A 19,457-nucleotide genomic window follows, 5' to 3' on the forward strand; every position below is an offset into this window, starting at 1 on the left:
TTAGGCCTACGACTACTGCGATCATTACAAGTCCTTGTTTTTGTGAAGAAGAAATCATAGCACTGCTCCTTTGAATAGATGTTTAACAATGTGTATATAACAATAGCAGTGTTTTGGTGGTTAGATCAAGGTATTTGATCATTAAGCTCCAAAAAAGATACTTTTCTAGAGGATAAATGGTGATTATCGAGCTGTTAATTTGTAAATAGATAGTTTTATAACCGATTAAAATGCAGACAAAGATCACGATTGAAATGGTTTAAGTGTTTGATTTTATTGTGTTGATTTTATTTTTGATGTTTCTATTATTAACTTTTCCTATGTTTTTGATTTCTTCGTTTCTTCAGTGTCAGTAATTGGTAAAAATGCGCTTTTAAAATTACAAGATGGGAGCTTGGCGGCTTGCGCTGCGAATTTCTGAATGATGTGAGGTTTGTTTTCGATACAAAAGTTCATTGTTTAAGTTCGACTAAATCTAGCGCTTAAATTTAAGTTGTTGAATATAATGGTATTGTCAGGCTGTTTTTGTTGTGAGTTTTGGTGGTTACTGTGATTTTTGGTCTTTTTGCTGTGGTTCTGTGTCAATGTCTGTATCTGGCTGAATTCTCATGCTTTGGCAATAGTAGAAGAAAAAAGTGATACCTCTGAACAGTGAGAGCACAATGTTTGCTTGATGAAGAGAAGTCCTATCGAGATCCAAGTTTTGCTTTCCCACGGTAGACATCTGATTGTCTCTGCCTACACTAGCACCTCAAATTTTCTTGAGGTGTTCGAATGTGGAGCTGGCTATCTGTTGCTCTTTCGGGATATATCAGTATTTCTGCGAGTGAAAGTAATCACGTGAAACAAGCAGCGATGTTTAAAACAATGTCGCTACTAATGTTGTTGATCATGCTATGGAGCCAGAATGCTCTAGTTGGCATAGATGCGTGGTGGGTATCACTTGGTTTGCTGGTCTCTATGGCAGCTGATTGGCTTTACCTTGTTAAGCGTCACCTCAAATTGTGCTTTGTCGGCTTTATACTGGCTCAGCTCTGCTACAGTGCCTCATTCTGGGTTAAGCTCTCAGGTGATATTGTCTGGTGGCTACCAGCTATGTTGCTGGGAGTTGGAGTCGTGGCCTTCTTTCTGCTGCTACCTAAAATTGATCGGCTGATTTTTCCAGTGGTGATGATGGGGATAGTGTTACTGCAACTTAACTGGGCTGCTGGTGAAGTGTGGTTACTCAATGGTGGCATCGCCAACGGACTAGGCTTTGTTGGTTCATTGACATTGACACTCTCTGCGGTACTGCTTGCGATTAGTGATTATCGACCATCTATGTACAAAGGTCGTTATCTGGTTTCTGGTAGCTACTTACTGGCTCACTCTCTGATTACTGCCTCTCTGATTATTTAAAGTCAAAGAAAACATCGCTGAAGAATGCCATCCTAACTCAGTCTATTACCTTTACTGAGGAAGTTTCATGACGACCGAAATTCATGCCCATAACGTTCTAAACTTATTGCGAGAGCAGCCAATGTCTAAGGCGGACTTAGAGCAGGCTGTAAGTGAAGCATTTGGCGAGCAAGCGCGTTTCCGTACCTGTAAATGCAATGGTTTTACCTTAGAAACACTGCTTGAGTTTTTTGTCGAACGCGAAAAAGTGATCGTAAAAGATGATATCTGGATGGTGAATGCTGAAAGGGTATGCAGTCATTGATAACCGTAATGCATTACGACTGAGATAAATTCTGTCAATGTCTCCAAATCGTCTGACGAGATTGCTATACTTCGCCGACTTTGTTTAGTGCTTGATATATCACGTTTTGGAGACTACCTATGGACATCTTATCCGCCGCGACCATGCTGTTTTTAATCATGGACCCGCTCGGCAACCTACCTATTGTCCTGTCTATTCTCAAGCACTTAGATCCTAAACGTCGACGTAAGGTTCTTGTTCGTGAGCTATTCTTTGCTCTCGCTATTCTGATGCTGTTCCTATTTGCAGGTAAGAGCATTCTTAACTTCCTCCACGTTCAGCCAGAAACCTTGAGTATTTCAGGCGGTATCATTCTGTTCATCATCGCTATCAAAATGATTTTCCCTAGTGCAGGGAGTATTACTGGCCTGGCGGCAGGTGAGGAACCGTTTATTGTGCCTATGGCGATTCCGATGATCGCAGGGCCATCTGTCATTGCCGCTTTGCTGCTGCTTTCAAGTCAACACCCGGACAATTTAATTGAGCTTTCTGCGGCTGTGCTACTGGCCTGGGGTGTAACCTTCTTTATCCTGATGTTCTACAGTTTCTTCCATCGTATTTTGGGTGAGCGAGGACTGAAGGCGATTGAACGCTTGATGGGTCTGCTACTGATTATGATTTCTACCCAGATGTTCTTAGACGGTGTAAAAGGTTACCTGGCTTAGGTCTGACTTCGAGATTCAATAAAAAATGCCGCTCAATCGAGCGGCATTTTTTGTTTGTTCTGATTAGGTCATATGCTTGCGGCGGATATCGAGCAGAGCAAAAATACCAAAGATCAGAATTGACCATTTCTCCCAACTGCTCATTTTAATTTTGTCACCAAATGCGCCGATAAAAATGGCCATTTGTAAACCATGCATAATGAACAGAAACGCTGTCATGATGTAGAGAGCAATGGCTGCTTTTCCTGGGAAAGGCATAAAGAAGTTCAGTAGTAGAATAAACCAGACAAAACCAATCGCGGCTTTGGCCAGAAGAATCAGTGCTTTCATCAAAATTTCCTTATTGATCTGCTTGTCTTTCAAATAGTCGGTAGCTGACCTGGCCAGCTGTTTTTTCACGATGCAGGTGCCAATGAGCAGGGATCCCCTCAAGGCTCAGTTCTTTCTCTGTTTCTACATAGATCATAGCGTCATCTGCTAACCAACCATTACTTTCGAGCAGAGAGACAGTTTCATCGAGCAGACCTTTACGAAATGGAGGATCGATAAACACTACGTGATGAGGTGTACCTGGTTGCTTAAGAAAGCTAATCGCGTCCGTGTTATACGCTTTGAGGTTACTGGCATTTAATGAGGCGATATTCTTCTCTAACTGTTTAAAGGCACTAGGGTTTAGCTCAATCAGCGTGACCATTTCAGCCTGGCGAGATGCCGCTTCAAAGCCAAGGCCACCAGAACCGGCGAACAGGTCGAGGCACTTCGCACGAGGAACATCTTGAGCAATCCAGTTAAACAATGTCTCTTTGACACGATCTGTGGTCGGTCTTAGCCCTTCAGCATCATGTACAGGCAGTTTTCGTCCTCTCCATAAGCCGCTAATAATACGAACAAAGCCAGTTGAAGGCTTTTTTTGTGATGTGTTTTGCTGGCGACGTCTTACCATAGATTTTTTGACCGCTAATAAAGTGATACTATAGCCAGTCGCTCTGCTGTTGAGCGCTAACATACAGCCCAAATTTGTTGATGACAAAGTGTATACCATCACTCTGGCAGTGAAAACTTTTCACTTTGTTGTCATTTTTCTTTTCTCAGCGGGGATAATGCCCGCAGAAAAAAGTCTGAGTTAATTAAGACGATCTAGGATAGCCCCAGATGACGGAAAAAAAGAAGCGCGGATTACTCTCTTGGCTTGGCTTTGGTGATGAAGAACAAGCGAAACAAACCGCACAAGAACAACAATCAGCTAGCGTTGAACAACAAGATGAGCAACAACAAGTTGTTGACGAACCAGTAGAAGAAACCAAGGCTGAACTTGCAGAAGCAGAAGCAGAAGCAGAAGCAGAAGCAGAAGCAGAAGCAGAAGCAGAAGCAGAAGCAGAACCAGTTGAAGAAATCGAACAGCCACAGCCAGTTGAACCTCGTGTCGCTGAACAAGACAAGCCGACCGAAAGCTTCTTTGCTCGCCTGAAACGTAGTCTGGCTCGAACTAAAGCCAACATTGGTGCTGGTTTCTTTGGCTTGTTCAAAGGTAAGCAGATTGATGATGATCTGTTTGAAGAGCTTGAAGAGCAGCTACTGATTGCTGATGTGGGCATGGATACCACACTAAAAATTATTGAAAACCTGACAGAAAAAGCATCACGTCAGGAACTAAAAGACGGCGAAGCACTCTATGGTCTTCTAAAAGAAGAAATGGCGGAAATCCTGTCTAACGTTGAGAAACCACTAGAAGTCGATAGTTCTAAAGCGCCATACGTAATCTTGATGGTTGGTGTGAACGGTGTGGGTAAAACCACTACTATCGGTAAACTTGCCAAGCAGTTCCAGGCTGAAGGTAAAAAAGTCATGCTTGCAGCTGGCGATACTTTCCGTGCTGCGGCTGTCGAACAGCTGCAAGTTTGGGGTGAACGTAACAATGTTCCTGTTGTAGCCCAGCATACTGGTGCAGACAGCGCTTCAGTTATCTATGATGCGATTGAGTCAGCAAAAGCGAAAGGTGTCGACGTTGTTATCGCTGATACAGCGGGTCGTCTACAGAACAAAGCTAACCTGATGGAAGAGTTGCGTAAGATTGTTCGCGTAATGCAGAAGGTTGATGGCTCTGCACCACATGAAATCATGCTGACTCTGGATGCGGGCACTGGCCAAAATGCTATCAGCCAGGCGAAGCTATTTAGCGATGTGGCTCCGCTTACCGGTATTACTCTGACTAAGCTGGACGGTACTGCTAAAGGTGGCGTGATCTTCGCGTTAGCTGATCAGTTCCAGATTCCAATCCGTTATATCGGTGTTGGTGAAGGTATTGACGATTTACGTCCATTTGAAACTCAAGAGTTCATTGATGCTCTGTTCAGTCGCGAAGACTAGAGCAAAAACGAATACCAATTGAAGAAACTCAGTTAAGAGGGATTTCGGGTGATAAAATTTCAGCAAGTGAGTAAGGCGTACCGTGGTGGTCGACAAGCGTTACAAAAGGTCGACTTTCACCTTCGTCGAGGTGAGATGGCCTTTTTAGGTGGCCATTCAGGCGCTGGTAAAAGTACCCTGCTTAAGTTGATTTGTGCTATTGAGCGACCAACTGATGGAAAAATCAGTTTCAATGAGCACGACATTACTCGAATCCCTAATAAAGATATTCCTTTTCTACGCCGCAACATCGGTATTGTGTTCCAGGATCATCGTTTACTGATGGACAGAACCGTATTTGACAATGTGGCGCTGCCGATGCGAATAGAGTCTATCTCTGAAAACGAGATTAAGCGTCGTGTTTCTGCTGCGTTGGATAAAACCGGCCTGCTCGACAAAGCCAAGTGCTTGCCGAGTCAGTTGTCTGGAGGTGAGCAGCAGCGTGTCGGTATTGCGCGCGCAGTGGTTAACCGTCCAACCTTGTTACTAGCGGATGAACCAACCGGTAACTTAGATCCTGAACTGTCAAACCGAGTGTTAAAACTGTTTGAAGAGTTTAACCGTGCCGGTGTAACGATTCTATTAGCAACGCACGATATTGGGTTAGTGAATACTCGCCCACAATACCGTCATCTGGAACTTAACCAGGGTTTTCTCAGTGAGGTAGAAGACTATGGCCACTAATTCTCGCCATAAGAACACTAAGGCATCTCGAACGAAAAACCGCGTTAAGAAAGACAGCTTTTTTTCAGTTCACTTCAAACAGGCTAAGGCGTCACTGGGTGAGTTTTGGCAAAGGCCAATGGGTAATATTCTTACTCTGGCTGTGATCTGTATGGCGTTGACCATGCCATCAGCACTTTACTTACTTGGTAAAAACATCTCAGCAGCTTCCAGCAATGTTACTAGTCCTTCGCAAGTAAGTGCTTACATCAAAGAGAATACTCCTGAAGCTCGAATCATGGTGATGAAAGACCAGATTGAGAGCATGGAAGAGGTGGCTAAGGTTAATTACATCTCTCCTCAGCAAGGCCTGGATGATTTGAGCCAGTACTCTGGCTTTGAACAAGCACTGAGCTTGCTTGACGATTACGCGCTACCGGGTGTGTTAGTGATCACTCCGAGCAGAGATGACAATCAGATGATTAAGCAGCTCGCTCAGCAGATTAGTGATGAAGAGGGCATCACAGATGTGCGCCTTGATGAAGACTGGCTTGCTCGTTTAGATGCGATTAAAAACTTAGTTAGCGGCATCGTCATTACACTATCAGTGCTGATGTTAGCGTCAGTGTTTTTAATCGTCGGTAATACATTGCGCTTCAACGTGCTAGCAAATAAAGAAGAGATTCAAACAATGAAGCTGATTGGGGCGACCAACAGCTACATTCTGCGACCTTATCTGTACTCTGGCATGTGGTTTGGTTTACTTGGTGCAGTGAGTGCATGGATTTTAACAGCGGTAATCACAGTTTTGCTGAATAGCAGTGTTGAGCAATTGGCGCTTCTGTATGATAGCCACTTCAGACTGGTCGGTCTGAGTTGGGATGAATCCCTACTGCTGGTGATGCTGGGAACCTTCTTGGGTTGTCTGGCTGCTAAGGTCTCTGCTCAGCGTCATTTAAAAGAGATTGAGCCTGTTTAGTTTGAACCAGTTTGTTTTGCTGCTGTCATACTATTGAAAAAAGTAGACGCTACCGTATACTTTTTCTCTTGTATAGACAGTTTGTTTATGCATAATTACTTTCCCTGCTTGAAACCTGTTCACTTTAGGTTCAAGATTGATGGGTTAAAAAATACTCCAGATCAGAGATTGATGAGGAACTGAATGACTAACCAAGCATATCCAATGGCAGTAGTTACACAAGATAGCTTAGATAGCTACATCCGCTCAGTAAACAGCTACCCAATGCTGACTGCTGATGAGGAGCGTGAACTGGCTGAGAGACTGCATTACGACGGTGAAATTGAGGCGGCAAAAGGACTTATCCTTTCGCACCTGCGTTTTGTTGTGCACGTAGCTCGTGGTTATTCTGGTTATGGTCTGCCGATGGCTGACCTGGTTCAGGAAGGCAATATTGGTTTGATGAAGGCGGTTAAGCGTTTTAACCCTGAAGTTGGCGTTCGACTGGTTTCTTTTGCCGTTCACTGGATCAAAGCAGAGATTCATGAGTATGTTCTGCGCAACTGGCGTATTGTTAAAATCGCGACGACTAAAGCTCAGCGCAAACTGTTCTTCAACCTGCGTAAGTCTAAGAAACGTCTTGGTTGGTTTAATAACGGTGAAGTAGAGACTGTTGCGAGAGAGTTAGGTGTTGAGCCTGCAGAGGTTCGCGAAATGGAATCTCGTCTGGCGGCACAGGACGCAACGTTCGAAATGCCTTCTGATGATGACGATTCAGCGAGTTCTTACACTGCGCCTATGGTTTACCTGGAAGACAAAGCGTCTGATGTCGCAGATAACGTTGAAGCGGCTAACTGGGAAGCACATACCAACAATCGTCTAAGTCTGGCTCTTAAAACTCTTGATGATCGCAGTCAGCACATTGTTCGTTCACGCTGGCTTGATGACAATAAGTCGACTCTTCAAGAATTAGCAGAAACATACAGTGTCTCTGCAGAGCGTATCCGCCAGCTTGAAAAGAATGCGATGAAAAAGCTAAAAGCTGCGGTCGGTGAGTTCTAACTACTTACACTAGATACCGATAAATTTGAAAAAGCCGAGATCTGAGGATCTCGGCTTTTTTGTTTGCGATCGCTTTTGTTTAAATCAGGGTTAGGTTGATCGTTATTTCAATCGATTGCCTGTGGGTAAGTCTGTGGTAAATTTCTTTGCTATCTGTCAGAAAGCAGGGTGAATCAAGCCATCTGAGCATGTTTTACCGTGGGGATAAATTTTTGTTTACACACAATCAAATAAGGATCATCACTACATATTGTGGATCCATAATCTTGAAAGCACTTTATCAACGCAATCCACAGATTTATCCACAATCGGTGAATTAATGATCACAAGTGGATAACCTTACTCAGTCCGTGTACTTGTTAACCACTGGATAGGTTACAATGGCGCTAGATAATAATGATGAAAAGAGAAAGTTAATGGACCAGTTTAAACATATCGATGTGAACGGCGCGCAGAGCCTATTGGAACAAGGTGAAGCTCGTATGGTCGATATTCGTGACCCTCAATCTTTTGCTGTATCTCATGCTCAGAATGCATTCCATCTAACTAACGATACTATTGTGGAGTTTATGGACAGCGTTGAGTTTGAACAGCCAGTGCTGGTTATGTGCTATCACGGCATCAGCAGCCAGGGGGCGGCACAGTATTTAGTTAACCAAGGCTTTGAGCAGGTGTATAGTGTTGATGGTGGCTTCGAAGCCTGGCAGCGCGCTCAACTGCCGACAGAATCTAATTTAGGATAGCGGTATGCATAAACTCATCTCCCTCAATCATCCAAGAATGGCGCAGGCATTTATTGACTATATGGCTTCACGCCAGATCGATATCAAAATGATGCCGGAGGGAGAAGGGCAGTTTGCACTGTGGTTAACTGACAGCCAATATCAAATCGAAGCAGAAGCGGAACTGGAACAGTTTCTTGAGAATCCCAATGCGAGTAAGTATCAGGCTGCCTCGTGGGATATGGCGGAGACGCGACAAAATCACTTTAAATACCAGTCACCAAGTATGCTGGCGATGGTAAAAGCGAAAGCAGGCCCGATAACACTGTTAGTCATGGCGGTCTGTGTTGTCATATTTGCTCTCCAGCAACTTGGTGCCGGAAAGGCCGTGTTTGCTGCGCTCCATTTCCCAGCATTCTCTCACCAGGAGTGGCAGTTATGGCGTTGGTTTAGCCACGCTCTCTTACACTTTTCAGTCATGCATATCGCCTTTAACTTATTGTGGTGGTGGCAACTGGGGGGCGATATAGAACAAAAGCTGGGCTCTGGTAAGTTACTGCAACTGTTTTTGGTCTCCGCAGCATTATCCGGAGCGGGCCAGTATTGGGTAGAAGGTGCTAACTTCGGCGGCCTATCTGGAGTGGTTTATGCGCTGGTGGGTTACCTTTGGGTAATCGGTTATAAAGCGCCTCAGCTTGGTTTAAGTATGCCAAAACCTGTGATCGGATTTATGTTGGTTTGGTTAGTGCTTGGCTTTGTGCAGCCATTTATGGCGATTGCCAATACGGCTCATCTTGCGGGCTTGTTGGCTGGTGTAGCTATTGGTTTGGTTGATGCGGGGCGTGCTAAACAAAGCAGCTAAAAAAACGGCGTATATACGCCGTCCATCCTTAGACTGAATTACTGATACAAGTACTTAGTGAAGAGTAAGTCGGCGATAATCGTCTTACCTGTTTCAGGTAGTAAGGTTGCGTTGAGTTGTTCAACCAATGTTTTACGTAGATCTTCACGACCTGCTAAAGAAGTAATGGTCTCTTCAGACTGTTTTCCTAACAGCTCAATGACGGCATCACGAATCAAAGGTTGGTGTAGTTCAATCACACTAAGGTCTGCTTCACTGGCAACCATAATATCTATACGAACCTGGATGTAGCCGAGCTTTTTGCCTTTAGTAAAAAAGTTGGTGGTTAAATCAGGTTCTAGGGTGAAGTAAGCCAGCTTGGGAGCGCCTTCTTCTTCAGCCATCGCAGGGAGACTGATCAACAGACTCCAAGCGACAAAAATTTGGGCTAGGTAACGTTTAATCATATTTATAACTTTTCTTTCTTCCAATCACGATACTCGAATCGCCTGAGTCTTGTTACAATAGAGCATCTATTTGTAATGAAAATGCGTTAAGCACTCGATGTAGTGGTTAACATCAGAGATCGAAGCTTTATTGTACGATGATAAGGCTATTTATTGAATACTAGTATGAATCAATCGACTGCGCTTTATTTATCTGCGTTACGCCAAGTTGAATGGCAAGATCCAGAACATTTTAGCTTTCCTACACAAAGTGCAAAAAAGTGGCTGCTAGAACAGGGCTCATTGTCACGTTTATTAGAGTCTTATTGCCAATCTTTAACTGTCGACCTGTTGCACAACAAGATTGTTAAAGCTGAAAAGCTGAATTCTCAAGAAATTGAACTACTGACTAAAGAAGAGTGCTTACTGCGCAAAGTAGTTCTTAAGGGTGATGGCCATGCCTGGGTGTTGGGGAGAACTTTGATTCCTCACTCTTCGATGTTAGAGCAAGAGCATGATTTGTCGCAGCAAGGAGAGATTCCGCTTGGTTTGACCGTCTTCAGTGCCAGCAATGTTAAACGTGACGCTTTGCAGGTTGGGATTGTCGAGGTCGATGATCAAATCTTGCTGGCGAGACGTTCACGCTTATGGATGAATCATAAGCCATTGTTAGTTGCAGAGCTGTTCTTACCAACAGCACCGATTTACTCAGGGGAGAGTGCTTAAATGACTGCGGATAAAGCCGTGGCTTACTGGCAACTGATGCGCATGGATAAGCCAATTGGGACTTTGCTATTACTATGGCCGACGTTGTGGGCTTTGATTATCTCTGCACAGGGGATGCCGAGTCTAAAGGTTCTATTGGTATTTATTCTTGGTGTGATTTTTATGCGAGCGGCTGGGTGCGTTATCAATGACTTTGCTGATCGTAAAGTGGATGGGCATGTTAAGCGAACCAAGCAGAGACCTTTGCCATCTGGGCGAGTAACGTCTAAAGAAGCTCTGGCACTCTTTGCTGTATTGGCAGTCAGCTCGTTTGTGCTAGTGCTGAGTATGAATACCCTGACTATTCAACTCTCGTTCGTCGGTATATTCCTCGCCTTTATTTATCCATTTATGAAACGATTTACCCATTTGCCACAGTTGTTTTTGGGTTTAGCATTCAGTTGGTCGATCCCAATGGCGTGGGCAGCACAAGCGAATGAAGTTCCTATGATGGTGTGGTTTATCTTCGCCATTAATGCGCTATGGACGATTGCTTACGATACTCAGTATGCGATGGTTGATCGGGACGATGACCTTAAGATAGGTATCAAATCGACAGCTATTCTTTTTGGACGCTTTGACAAGATGGTGATAGGTGGACTTCAGCTTATTACTTTGGCCATGCTGATGTTTGTTGGTACTTGGTATCAGCTTGGAGCAAGTTATTACTGGAGTCTGTTGGTGGTTGGCGCGCTGTTTGTTTTTCAGCAGCATCTGATCCGCCATCGTGATCGTGACCTGTGTTTCCGAGCTTTCCTCAATAACAACTATGTCGGAATGGTTGTGACCATAGGGCTATTTATCGCATTTTGGTAAAAAGAAAGGGCATCCACTGGATGCCCTTTTTGTTATCGAGTTATTTGCTATCTGCGGTTTGGCAGATACTTTCCCTAATCGTTAAACGCACTTCAGGGTAGAGCATCGAGTAGAGTAGATTCGCCAGAGTCTCACTCTTCTCAATGTCACAGTTACCATCTACATCAAGGTAATCTTGCTGTTTCAGAGTCGTGAACAGTGCAGAGAATACGCCTTTGTCGAAGAACTCTGGAGCATTAATGCCGTGCAGACGTCCCAGACGTTGAGCAATATCCTGACTCTTCTGTTCAAGATCTGATTTACCTAAATCAGGACTCGCAACCAGTAGGTTGAGAGCAATCGCGTAGCGCTGCAGGGTTTCAGTAATCGTACGACCAAGTAACACTAGAACTTGAGTGTTAGCCTGGTTGATTGCCACGTTTTGTTCGCTATCAATCGTAACCAAACCTTGGTGAGCCAGCTCTTCAATGTATGATTCAGTCAGCTCATCCAGCTTGCTCTGTTCAATGCTTAAGAACAGTTCCTGCTTAAGGAATGGGTAGACCAAAGCGACATTGCGTTTAATCTGTTCCAGTGACAATTGCTGGTGGCGCACCAACATTTGTGCAATAAGCGATGGTAGTGCAAACAGGTGGATGATGTTGTTGCGATAGTAAGTCATCAGGATAGATTGATTACGATCGAGTGAAACAATCTCACCCATGCTGTCTGACTCGATAATAAATTTATCAAGTGATTCAGCATGTTTTACCAGCTGCTCAGCGCTTTCTTCAGGTACTGTATAAGTTGTCGAGTATGGAACGTTTTTCAAAATCGACAAGTAACAGTCAATTTGGCTTACCAGATTGTCACGCGATAGCGCTCGCTGACGAGAAGCAAGTAATGCCGTGGCACACAGAGTCAGAGCGTTAGTCGCTGCAGCATCATTAATGTGCGTCATCATCTTGGTCGCAAGATCGTTAACCACAGGGTTGAGCCATTGAGGTTTGCTGCTGCCCATAGGATCGATATCTTTGGTCCACTCTGGCGCTTGCTCATTCAGATATTGATTAAGCGGAATTGGTTCACCAAAGTTAACGTAGCCTTGGCCAAAGTTGCGTAACTTACGGATAGTACGCAGCACAAGGCTGGCGTTCTCTTTCTCTTTACGTTTTCCGCGTAGTTCTTTGGCGTAAGTGCCAACTTCCATAACGTGTTCGTAACCGATGTAAACCGGAACCAGAGTGACTGGACGGTTCAGGCCACGTAACATTGCCTGGATAGTCATTGCCAGCATACCGGTTTTTGCTTGCAGTAAGCGACCAGTACGTGAACGACCACCTTCACTGAAGTACTCCACTGAGTAACCTTTAGCAAATAGCTCTGCTAAGTACTCACGGAAAATCGTTGAGTAGAGCTTATTACCCTTAAAGCTGCGGCGAATAAAGAATGCACCGCCACGACGGAAGATAGGTCCGGCAGGGAAGAAGTTTAGGTTAATACCTGCGGCGATATGCGGAGGAACCATACCTTCACGATAAAGCACGTAGGAAAGCAGTAAATAGTCCATATGGCTGCGATGACAAGGAACATAAACGATCTCATGTCCATCTTGTGCCAGCTTACGTACCGTAGCCGCATTGGTAATGTTTAAACCCTGGTAAATACGGTTCCAAAGCCAGCCAAGCAGGCGCTCACCATTCTTGATTAGTGAGTAAGAGAAGTCTGCAGCAATTTCATCCATGATTGCATGGGCTTCCTTGCGTGCTTTCTCAATAGAGATGTTTTTCGACTTTGCTTCGTCTTCGATGGCCTTTTCAATCGCTTTAGATTGCATCAGACGATCAAACAGCGCCTGGCGACTTGGCAGGTTAGGACCTGAAGCGGCTAGTTTCTGGCGTGAGAAGTGAATACGAGCAACTCGAGCAAGCTTATGGGCAATTGAAGTATCTGTGCCATGAGAGTCTGCCATATAGCGCAGTGATACAACTGGGCTGATACGCACAAGACAGTCACGACCTGCCAGAAGTACGGCTTTGGCCTTTTGTGGACCATTCAATGATTGAAGGTAAGGCTTCTGCTGAGACTCTTTACCCGGCTTTCGACCCCAAAGAACGGTGGTTGGAATCACCTGTACATCAAGTTCACTATCAAACTTATGTAGCTCTAATAGATCAGAAAACAGAGTGATGGATTCATTGGGTACATCTTGATCGTTGCCCATCACAGTTTGACGAGCTGAGGTAAACACATAGCGATTGAACTGTTTACCATTGATCTCTACAGGCTGTAGGGGATCAGGTAGTCCCAATGCAATGACTTGTTTTTGCAGTGCAAGCAAGTCAACACCTGAGCGATATGGCAAGGCGTAGATAATCGGCTTGTTTATATCGATGCTATGATCTTCAATAGGGTTTGAAGGAATTGTTGTTCCTTTTACTAGTACTGACATTGGCAGCTTTAGTAAGGAACGCGATAACATTCGTCCAGAAGACATAAGGTTCTTAGCCTCAAAAATAGATGGTTTGCATAAGCACATTTCCAGTTCTGTAACTATAGAAGTGGGGATGTGCCCAAGCGTGTATTTTTATAGGCGGCAAGGATAACAGAAACTGGTCGAACCTTTTAGATAATATTGATTATGAAAACATCAATTTTTCCGCCAATAGTTCTATTAAATAAATAGCCAAGAGAAAGCACCTTGCAACCAAAAACCACCCACGGATTAAAACGACTAAAAAACGCGACACGATATTCTTGTCAGGGCCTCAAGGCTGCATTCAAACATGAACCTGCATTTCGAGAAGAAATTGCACTGGCGGCAATCATGATCCCTGCTGCCATTTTTCTCGGTGATAACCAGTGGCAAAGGATTGTGTTGATTGCGACAGTGGTATTGGTTTTGATCGCTGAGCTGTTCAATAGCGCGATTGAAGCTGTTGTTGATCGTATCAGTAGTGAGCAACATGAACTTGCGGGCAGAGCTAAAGATATTGGTTCCGCAGCAGTGATGGTGACCATGTTATTAACAGGCTACGTATGGATCGATATTCTGTTCTTCTAGGCTGTGCATTGATGTTTTTGCAAACTTACTAAAAAACAATCAATTGGCTTTTCATTTAGCCAAATACTGGATATACTCACAGTTAACTGTATAAAAAGACAGGTGACTTATGAAGCCGTTAACGCCCCGCCAACAACAAGTTTTTGACCTCATCAAGAGTAAAATTGATGACACTGGTATGCCACCGACACGTGCAGAGATTGCTCGTGAACTTGGCTTCCGTTCAGCGAATGCTGCTGAAGAACATCTAAAAGCCCTTGCTCGAAAGCAAGCCATTGAAATTATTCCAGGGGCTTCTCGTGGTATTCGTATCTTGTTAGAAGACGCGGCTAACGATGACCAGGGTTTGCCACTTATCGGTCAGGTTGCTGCTGGTGAGCCTATCCTTGCTCAGGAACATGTCGAGACGCACTACCAGGTCGACCCAAGTATGTTTAAGCCTCAGGCTGATTTTCTGCTGCGCGTTAATGGCGAAAGTATGAAAGATATCGGCATTATGGATGGTGACCTGCTAGCGGTACATAAGACACAAGATGTCCGCGATGGTCAGGTTGTGGTTGCTCGTGTCGACGATGATGTCACCGTAAAACGTCTGGAGCGCAAAGGCTCTACCGTGCTGCTTCATGCTGAAAACGAAGAGTTTGAACCTATCAAGGTCGATCTGACTAGCCAGCATCTGGCTATTGAAGGTTTGGCAGTAGGCATTATCCGCAATACAGACTGGATGTAATTTCCTGTTTGAGAGTAATTCTCACTTGTTGATTTTGTAACTGATATTCATTATCATCTACTTTCTGGCTACGGAAGGAAGATGATAATGGCCGTCAATCAAGCACCAAGCAAACAACGCTATCAGATCCCAACTAATTTATTGCAACCGTTATGGCTTCGTAGCCGAGAAAGCCTGGTTGATAATGGATTGGTTTATGACCCTATCGCTGCGCGCGCATGCCAGCGTTGTCATCTTGCTCCCGACTGCTTTTCTGGCGATATAGACCAAAAACAACTTCTGCATGTCACACTAACCCAGTCGTGTGATGAACATGTCTCTGCGTTTATCCGCCGCAACCCTGACGGCTGGATTGTTAATGTTGGTGCAGGGCTGGATACCCGTTTTTACCGCGTCGATAATGGCCGTTGTCATTGGCTGGAACTTGATGTGACCGAAAACCTCCTCTGGCGACAAAAACTCTTCCATGCTAGTGAGCGTTACCACCATATTTGTGGCAGTGTAGATGAACTCAGTTGGTTAGAGCAGTTGCCGATTCCTGAAAAAACACCTGTGATGATCGTCTGTGAGCACGCTTTACTTGATTGTAGCCAGCAACAAGTGGCTAAGTTTGTTCAGGCGTTAGGCTGCCACTTTGATTCGGCACGTGCTTGTCTGGTATTAGCAGGAGACTTAAGCCATTCCAAGCTAGGTCAAAAGATGGGCGCGGGTCATTATGCACATGGCTATAGCGATCCCGGCCAGGCGATGCTGGGCTACTTACCGTGGGCACGTTGGGCGAAAACTTACTCTCCGCTGGAACGAGACTGTGGACGTTGGAAACTATGGCAACGTTGGCTGACCAAGCTTAACTTTATTAAACCGAGATTAACGCCGGTAGTAGTTCAGCTTCGCTGGTGATCCCGCTACACTTGTCACTCCGATTTTTTTAGAGTGGCAACGTGCAAATTTTTCAGACCCTTTCCGATCGCGCCGTCCATAAGCAAGTGTTACTGCTGGCAATTCCGATGGTGCTTTCCAATATTACCGTCCCTTTACTTGGCTTAGTAGATGCCGCTGTGATCGGCCATTTGGAGCATGCATGGTATCTGGGTGGCGTTGCACTTGGCAGTACCATGATTAGCGTGACCTTCTGGCTGTTAGGCTTCCTGCGTATGTCGACGACAGGACTGGCTGCACAGGCTTATGGTGCTAAGGGGCAACATCAACTCGGTCTGGTTTTTAGTCAGGGCATGACCATGGCACTGATGTTCGCCGGTATATTCCTGTTGTTACATCAAACCATTGCCGAATGGGTGTTCAGTTTTAGCGATGCTAGTGAGCAGGTGAAGCACTATGGAGCGCAATACTTTGCTGTGCGCGCCTGGAGTGCACCAGCCGCTTTAGCTAATTTCGTTATATTGGGTTGGTTGCTGGGGACGCAAAATGCCAGAGCGCCAATGTGGATGGTGATCATTGCCAACGTGGTCAATATTCTACTCGATTTACTGTTTGTGATTGGCTTTGGCTGGAAAGTGGAAGGGGCTGCATTGGCTTCAGTTATCGCTGACTACACAGGAATGAGTTTTGGTCTCTACTGTATCTGGCGAAAATGGCAAGCTGATCGACTACCTGCTTTGCTTCCTCTAATCAAAGACACCGCCAATGGTTTAAGTCGATTTGTTAAGCTCAATCGGGATATCTTCCTCCGTTCACTCTGTTTGCAGGCAACCTTTACGTTTATGACTTTTCAGGGCGCGAGCTTTGGCGATGAAATCGTTGCTGCCAATGCGGTGTTAATGAGTTTCCTTATGATGATTTCCTACGGGATGGATGGTTTCGCCTATGCGATGGAAGCAATGGTTGGCAAAGCGATAGGTGCTAGAGACAGGCAGCAGCTTAGCCAGTCTTTGGTTGGTACCTTCTTCTGGAGCCTGGTTATATGCGCGCTTCTGACTGTGGTTTTTGCAATGGCAGGATCGAATCTGATCGGTTTGATCACTGATATTCGAGAGGTGCAGTTAATTGCGCTGGAATATTTACCCTGGTTAGTTGCTATGCCGTTGGTCTCAATGTGGTGCTTCTTGCTTGATGGCATTTTTGTTGGAGCAACTAAAGGAGCAGAGATGCGCAATAGCATGTTTGTTTCGACCAGTGCGTTCTTCGTCATATTTTATCTGTCACAAGATTTGGGCAACCATGCACTATGGTTGGCTATGCTGAGTTTTATGGCGATGCGTGGGGTTTCTCTTGCGCTGGTGTTGGCCAATCAGTGGCGGCAAAACAGATTCCTCGCTTAAACGGCTTTCAGTTTATCGCCGGGTCTAGTGCCCGGCTTTTTTGTGGTTGCTAATCATTATTACATATGTGTAAAAATGATTTTCGAAATGGTGGGATTATCATTTTCAGCGCAATGCCTAAAATAACAACCAACAAAACGACGCAGCATTGAGACACAACCTCAACTACGCTTATTGCGTCATCATAAATCCCTATATTGAAGGAAAATCCAATGGCACTTGAACTGAAACCGGGTCAAACACATATCAAATCTAAAGCGATGGTTGCATGGGCTGCAGGCGAACCATTAAAAATGGAAGAGGTAGATGTACAGCTTCCTAAAGCGGGTGAAGTATTAGTTCGCATCGTGGCAACTGGTGTATGTCACACAGACGCGTTTACTCTTTCTGGTGATGATCCTGAAGGTATTTTCCCTTCAATCCTTGGTCACGAAGGCGGCGGTATCGTTGAAATGGTCGGTGAGGGTGTAACCAGTGTTGAAGTTGGCGACCACGTTATCCCACTTTACACAGCTGAATGTGGTGAGTGTAAGTTCTGCAAATCAGGTAAAACTAACCTTTGTCAGGCAGTTCGTGAAACTCAGGGTAAAGGTCTGATGCCAGACGGTACAAGCCGCTTCTCGGTCAATGGTGAAACAATTTTCCACTACATGGGTTGTTCTACGTTCTCTGAGTACACGGTACTTCCTGAAATTTCACTCGCTAAAGTGAACAAAGAAGCTCCGCTGGAAGAGGTGTGTCTTCTAGGTTGTGGTGTAACCACAGGTATGGGCGCAGTACTGAATACAGCGAAAGTAGAGCAAGGCGATACAGTTGCTATCTTTGGTCTGGGTGGTATCGGTCTCTCTGCAATCATCGGTGCACGCATGGCTGGTGCAAGCCGCATCATTGGTGTCGACATCAATGAAAGCAAATTTGAGCTGGCGAAACAGCTAGGCGCGACAGATTGTATTAACCCGCAAAAATTCGACAAGCCAATCCAAGAGGTGATTGTTGAGATGACAGATGGCGGCGTTGATTACTCATTCGAGTGTATCGGTAACGTTAATGTTATGCGTCAGGCTCTTGAGTGCTGTCACAAAGGCTGGGGTGAGTCTGTGATTATCGGTGTTGCTGGTGCGGGTCAGGAAATCTCTACTCGTCCATTCCAGTTGGTAACTGGCCGTGTATGGCGTGGTTCTGCATTTGGTGGTGTTAAAGGCCGTTCAGAACTTCCTGAAATCGTTAACCGCTACATGGCTGGTGAGTTTGGTCTACAAGAGTTCATCACTCACACCATGGGTCTACAGGATGTCAATGAAGCATTCGAACTGATGCACAAAGGTGAATCAATCCGTACTGTACTTCACATGGATAAATAAAGGTTCACTGCCTGAACCTGGCAACGCCCTTATAGGGGCGTTGCTGCTCCTATTTATCAGAAACTCTTTCCCATGAGGTTGTTATGACCATTGAAAACGTAAGCCAAGCCAAAGTATTCGGAGGTTGGCACAAGCAATACACTCATCAGTCAGTGCGACTGAACTGCACAATGCGCTTTGCTATCTTCTTACCGCCTAAGGCGAGCAAGAACAATCCAGTTCCGGTTCTTTACTGGCTTTCAGGTTTAACCTGTACCGACGAGAATTTTATGCAAAAGGCGGCGGCTTTTCGTCGTGCAGCTGAATTAGGTATTGCGATTGTTGCACCGGACACCAGCCCACGTGGTGACGATGTTGCGGATGATGAGGGTTATGATCTGGGTAAAGGGGCAGGTTTCTACCTCAACGCTACTCAGGAACCATGGTCGCGTCATTATCATATGTATGACTATGTAGTTGATGAGTTACCAGCATTAATCGAAGCCAACTTCCCTGTTTCAAGCATCCGTTCTATTTCTGGCCACAGTATGGGCGGACATGGAGCGTTGACGATTGGTTTAAAAAATAGCGATAAGTATCGTTCTATTTCAGCATTCAGCCCGATTAGTAATCCAATGCAGGCGCCTTGGGGTCAGAAGGCCTTTAATGCGTATCTTGGTAACGAGTTTGAAGCCTGGAGACAATATGATGCCAGTGAGCTGTTGAAAAAGGCTCAGGCTAAGTTGCCGATTCTGGTTGATCAGGGTGATGCCGACAGCTTTATGGTTGAACAACTGAAACCAGAAGTGCTTATCGCTGCGGCTCAAGAGCATGATTCTGATGTTGAAGTTCGAATTCAGCCTGGCTACGACCATAGCTACTACTTTATCTCGAGCTTTATTGATGACCATCTGGAATTTCACGCGTCATACTTAAATCAATAAAGATTCAGAATATAAAAAGCCGCATAATCTCAGGAT

Annotated in this window: 21 protein-coding genes; 17 read left to right on the forward strand and 4 right to left on the reverse strand. The window is 45.0% G+C overall.

Annotation, left to right across the window (positions count from 1 at the left end; translation table 11 throughout):
- Positions 1–774 precede the first annotated feature (774 nt).
- The 3 genes from RH46_RS09300 (at position 775) to RH46_RS09310 (ending at position 2,406) form a co-directional block, all read left to right on the forward strand.
- A complete protein-coding gene (locus tag RH46_RS09300) occupies positions 775–1,398 on the forward strand; it encodes a lysoplasmalogenase (protein WP_006879172.1) in 624 nt (207 codons plus the stop codon).
- A 67-nt stretch (positions 1,399–1,465) separates the two neighbouring features.
- Positions 1,466–1,702 (forward strand): YecH family metal-binding protein, encoded by a 237-nt coding sequence (locus tag RH46_RS09305; protein ID WP_006879173.1) that lies wholly within the window; start codon positions 1,466–1,468, stop codon positions 1,700–1,702.
- Positions 1,703–1,821: 119 nt separating this feature from the next.
- Entirely contained in the window at positions 1,822–2,406 is a 585-nt protein-coding gene (locus RH46_RS09310) for a YhgN family NAAT transporter (protein ID WP_006879174.1), read from the forward strand.
- Positions 2,407–2,469: 63 nt separating this feature from the next.
- On the opposite strand, the gene RH46_RS09315 is transcribed toward RH46_RS09310, so the two are convergent.
- The gene (locus RH46_RS09315) at positions 2,470–2,736 is read right to left on the reverse strand and encodes a DUF1145 domain-containing protein (protein WP_006879175.1); all 267 of its coding nucleotides are present in this window, start codon (positions 2,734–2,736) and stop codon (positions 2,470–2,472) included.
- A 10-nt stretch (positions 2,737–2,746) separates the two neighbouring features.
- On the reverse strand, positions 2,747–3,349 hold the full coding sequence (rsmD, locus tag RH46_RS09320) for a 16S rRNA (guanine(966)-N(2))-methyltransferase RsmD (RefSeq protein ID WP_006879176.1): 603 nt from the start codon (positions 3,347–3,349) through the stop codon (positions 2,747–2,749).
- Positions 3,350–3,558: 209 nt separating this feature from the next.
- On the opposite strand from rsmD, the gene ftsY reads away from it, so the two are divergent.
- From ftsY to glpG, 6 genes are all read left to right on the forward strand, one after another.
- On the forward strand, positions 3,559–4,773 hold the full coding sequence (gene ftsY, locus RH46_RS09325; RefSeq protein WP_006879177.1) for a signal recognition particle-docking protein FtsY: 1,215 nt from the start codon (positions 3,559–3,561) through the stop codon (positions 4,771–4,773).
- 48 nt (positions 4,774–4,821) lie between these two features.
- Positions 4,822–5,496 carry a cell division ATP-binding protein FtsE gene (gene ftsE, locus RH46_RS09330; protein WP_006879178.1) on the forward strand — a complete coding sequence of 225 codons (675 nt, stop codon included), beginning with the start codon at positions 4,822–4,824 and terminating at the stop codon, positions 5,494–5,496.
- Entirely contained in the window at positions 5,486–6,454 is a 969-nt protein-coding gene (ftsX, locus tag RH46_RS09335) for a permease-like cell division protein FtsX (RefSeq protein ID WP_006879179.1), read from the forward strand. The genes ftsE and ftsX overlap by 11 nt, the downstream gene beginning before the upstream one ends.
- Positions 6,455–6,637: 183 nt before the next feature.
- Positions 6,638–7,495, forward strand: coding sequence for an RNA polymerase sigma factor RpoH (gene rpoH / locus RH46_RS09340; RefSeq protein WP_006879180.1), 858 nt, complete (start codon positions 6,638–6,640; stop codon positions 7,493–7,495).
- Between the two features lie 416 nt (positions 7,496–7,911).
- Positions 7,912–8,238 carry a thiosulfate sulfurtransferase GlpE gene (gene glpE / locus RH46_RS09345; RefSeq protein WP_006879181.1) on the forward strand — a complete coding sequence of 109 codons (327 nt, stop codon included), beginning with the start codon at positions 7,912–7,914 and terminating at the stop codon, positions 8,236–8,238.
- Positions 8,239–8,242: 4 nt separating this feature from the next.
- Positions 8,243–9,079 carry a rhomboid family intramembrane serine protease GlpG gene (gene glpG, locus RH46_RS09350; RefSeq protein WP_006879182.1) on the forward strand — a complete coding sequence of 279 codons (837 nt, stop codon included), beginning with the start codon at positions 8,243–8,245 and terminating at the stop codon, positions 9,077–9,079.
- A gap of 38 nt (positions 9,080–9,117) precedes the next feature.
- On the opposite strand, the gene RH46_RS09355 is transcribed toward glpG, so the two are convergent.
- A complete protein-coding gene (locus tag RH46_RS09355) occupies positions 9,118–9,525 on the reverse strand; it encodes a flagellar basal body-associated protein FliL (RefSeq protein ID WP_006879183.1) in 408 nt (135 codons plus the stop codon).
- Positions 9,526–9,690: 165 nt separating this feature from the next.
- On the opposite strand from RH46_RS09355, the gene RH46_RS09360 reads away from it, so the two are divergent.
- Together RH46_RS09360 and ubiA are read left to right on the forward strand one after the other, a co-directional pair.
- Positions 9,691–10,230 (forward strand): chorismate lyase, encoded by a 540-nt coding sequence (locus RH46_RS09360; protein ID WP_040895525.1) that lies wholly within the window; start codon positions 9,691–9,693, stop codon positions 10,228–10,230.
- Positions 10,231–11,085, forward strand: a complete 855-nt coding sequence (ubiA, locus tag RH46_RS09365; protein ID WP_006879185.1) for a 4-hydroxybenzoate octaprenyltransferase — start codon at positions 10,231–10,233, stop codon at positions 11,083–11,085.
- 40 nt (positions 11,086–11,125) lie between these two features.
- Here the strand turns inward: ubiA and plsB are convergent, their stop codons facing one another.
- Positions 11,126–13,561 (reverse strand): glycerol-3-phosphate 1-O-acyltransferase PlsB, encoded by a 2,436-nt coding sequence (gene plsB, locus RH46_RS09370; RefSeq protein ID WP_006879186.1) that lies wholly within the window; start codon positions 13,559–13,561, stop codon positions 11,126–11,128.
- A gap of 204 nt (positions 13,562–13,765) precedes the next feature.
- On the opposite strand from plsB, the gene RH46_RS09375 reads away from it, so the two are divergent.
- The 6 genes from RH46_RS09375 to fghA all read left to right on the forward strand — a co-directional run bounded on the left by RH46_RS09375 (position 13,766) and on the right by fghA (position 19,421).
- Positions 13,766–14,128 carry a diacylglycerol kinase gene (locus tag RH46_RS09375; protein ID WP_006879187.1) on the forward strand — a complete coding sequence of 121 codons (363 nt, stop codon included), beginning with the start codon at positions 13,766–13,768 and terminating at the stop codon, positions 14,126–14,128.
- A gap of 109 nt (positions 14,129–14,237) precedes the next feature.
- Positions 14,238–14,858: a transcriptional repressor LexA gene (gene lexA, locus RH46_RS09380; RefSeq protein ID WP_006879188.1), complete on the forward strand. Its 621-nt coding sequence runs from the start codon at positions 14,238–14,240 to the stop codon at positions 14,856–14,858.
- 87 nt (positions 14,859–14,945) lie between these two features.
- Positions 14,946–15,758 carry a class I SAM-dependent methyltransferase gene (locus RH46_RS09385; RefSeq protein WP_006879189.1) on the forward strand — a complete coding sequence of 271 codons (813 nt, stop codon included), beginning with the start codon at positions 14,946–14,948 and terminating at the stop codon, positions 15,756–15,758.
- A gap of 41 nt (positions 15,759–15,799) precedes the next feature.
- Positions 15,800–17,137: an MATE family efflux transporter DinF gene (gene dinF / locus RH46_RS09390; RefSeq protein WP_006879190.1), complete on the forward strand. Its 1,338-nt coding sequence runs from the start codon at positions 15,800–15,802 to the stop codon at positions 17,135–17,137.
- Positions 17,138–17,349: 212 nt separating this feature from the next.
- Entirely contained in the window at positions 17,350–18,498 is a 1,149-nt protein-coding gene (locus tag RH46_RS09395; protein ID WP_006879191.1) for an S-(hydroxymethyl)glutathione dehydrogenase/class III alcohol dehydrogenase, read from the forward strand.
- 83 nt (positions 18,499–18,581) lie between these two features.
- Positions 18,582–19,421 (forward strand): S-formylglutathione hydrolase, encoded by an 840-nt coding sequence (fghA, locus tag RH46_RS09400; RefSeq protein WP_006879192.1) that lies wholly within the window; start codon positions 18,582–18,584, stop codon positions 19,419–19,421.
- The last annotated feature ends 36 nt before the right edge of the window (positions 19,422–19,457 follow it).

Source organism: Vibrio brasiliensis LMG 20546 (assembly GCF_000189255.1).
GTDB lineage: Bacteria > Pseudomonadota > Gammaproteobacteria > Enterobacterales > Vibrionaceae > Vibrio > Vibrio brasiliensis.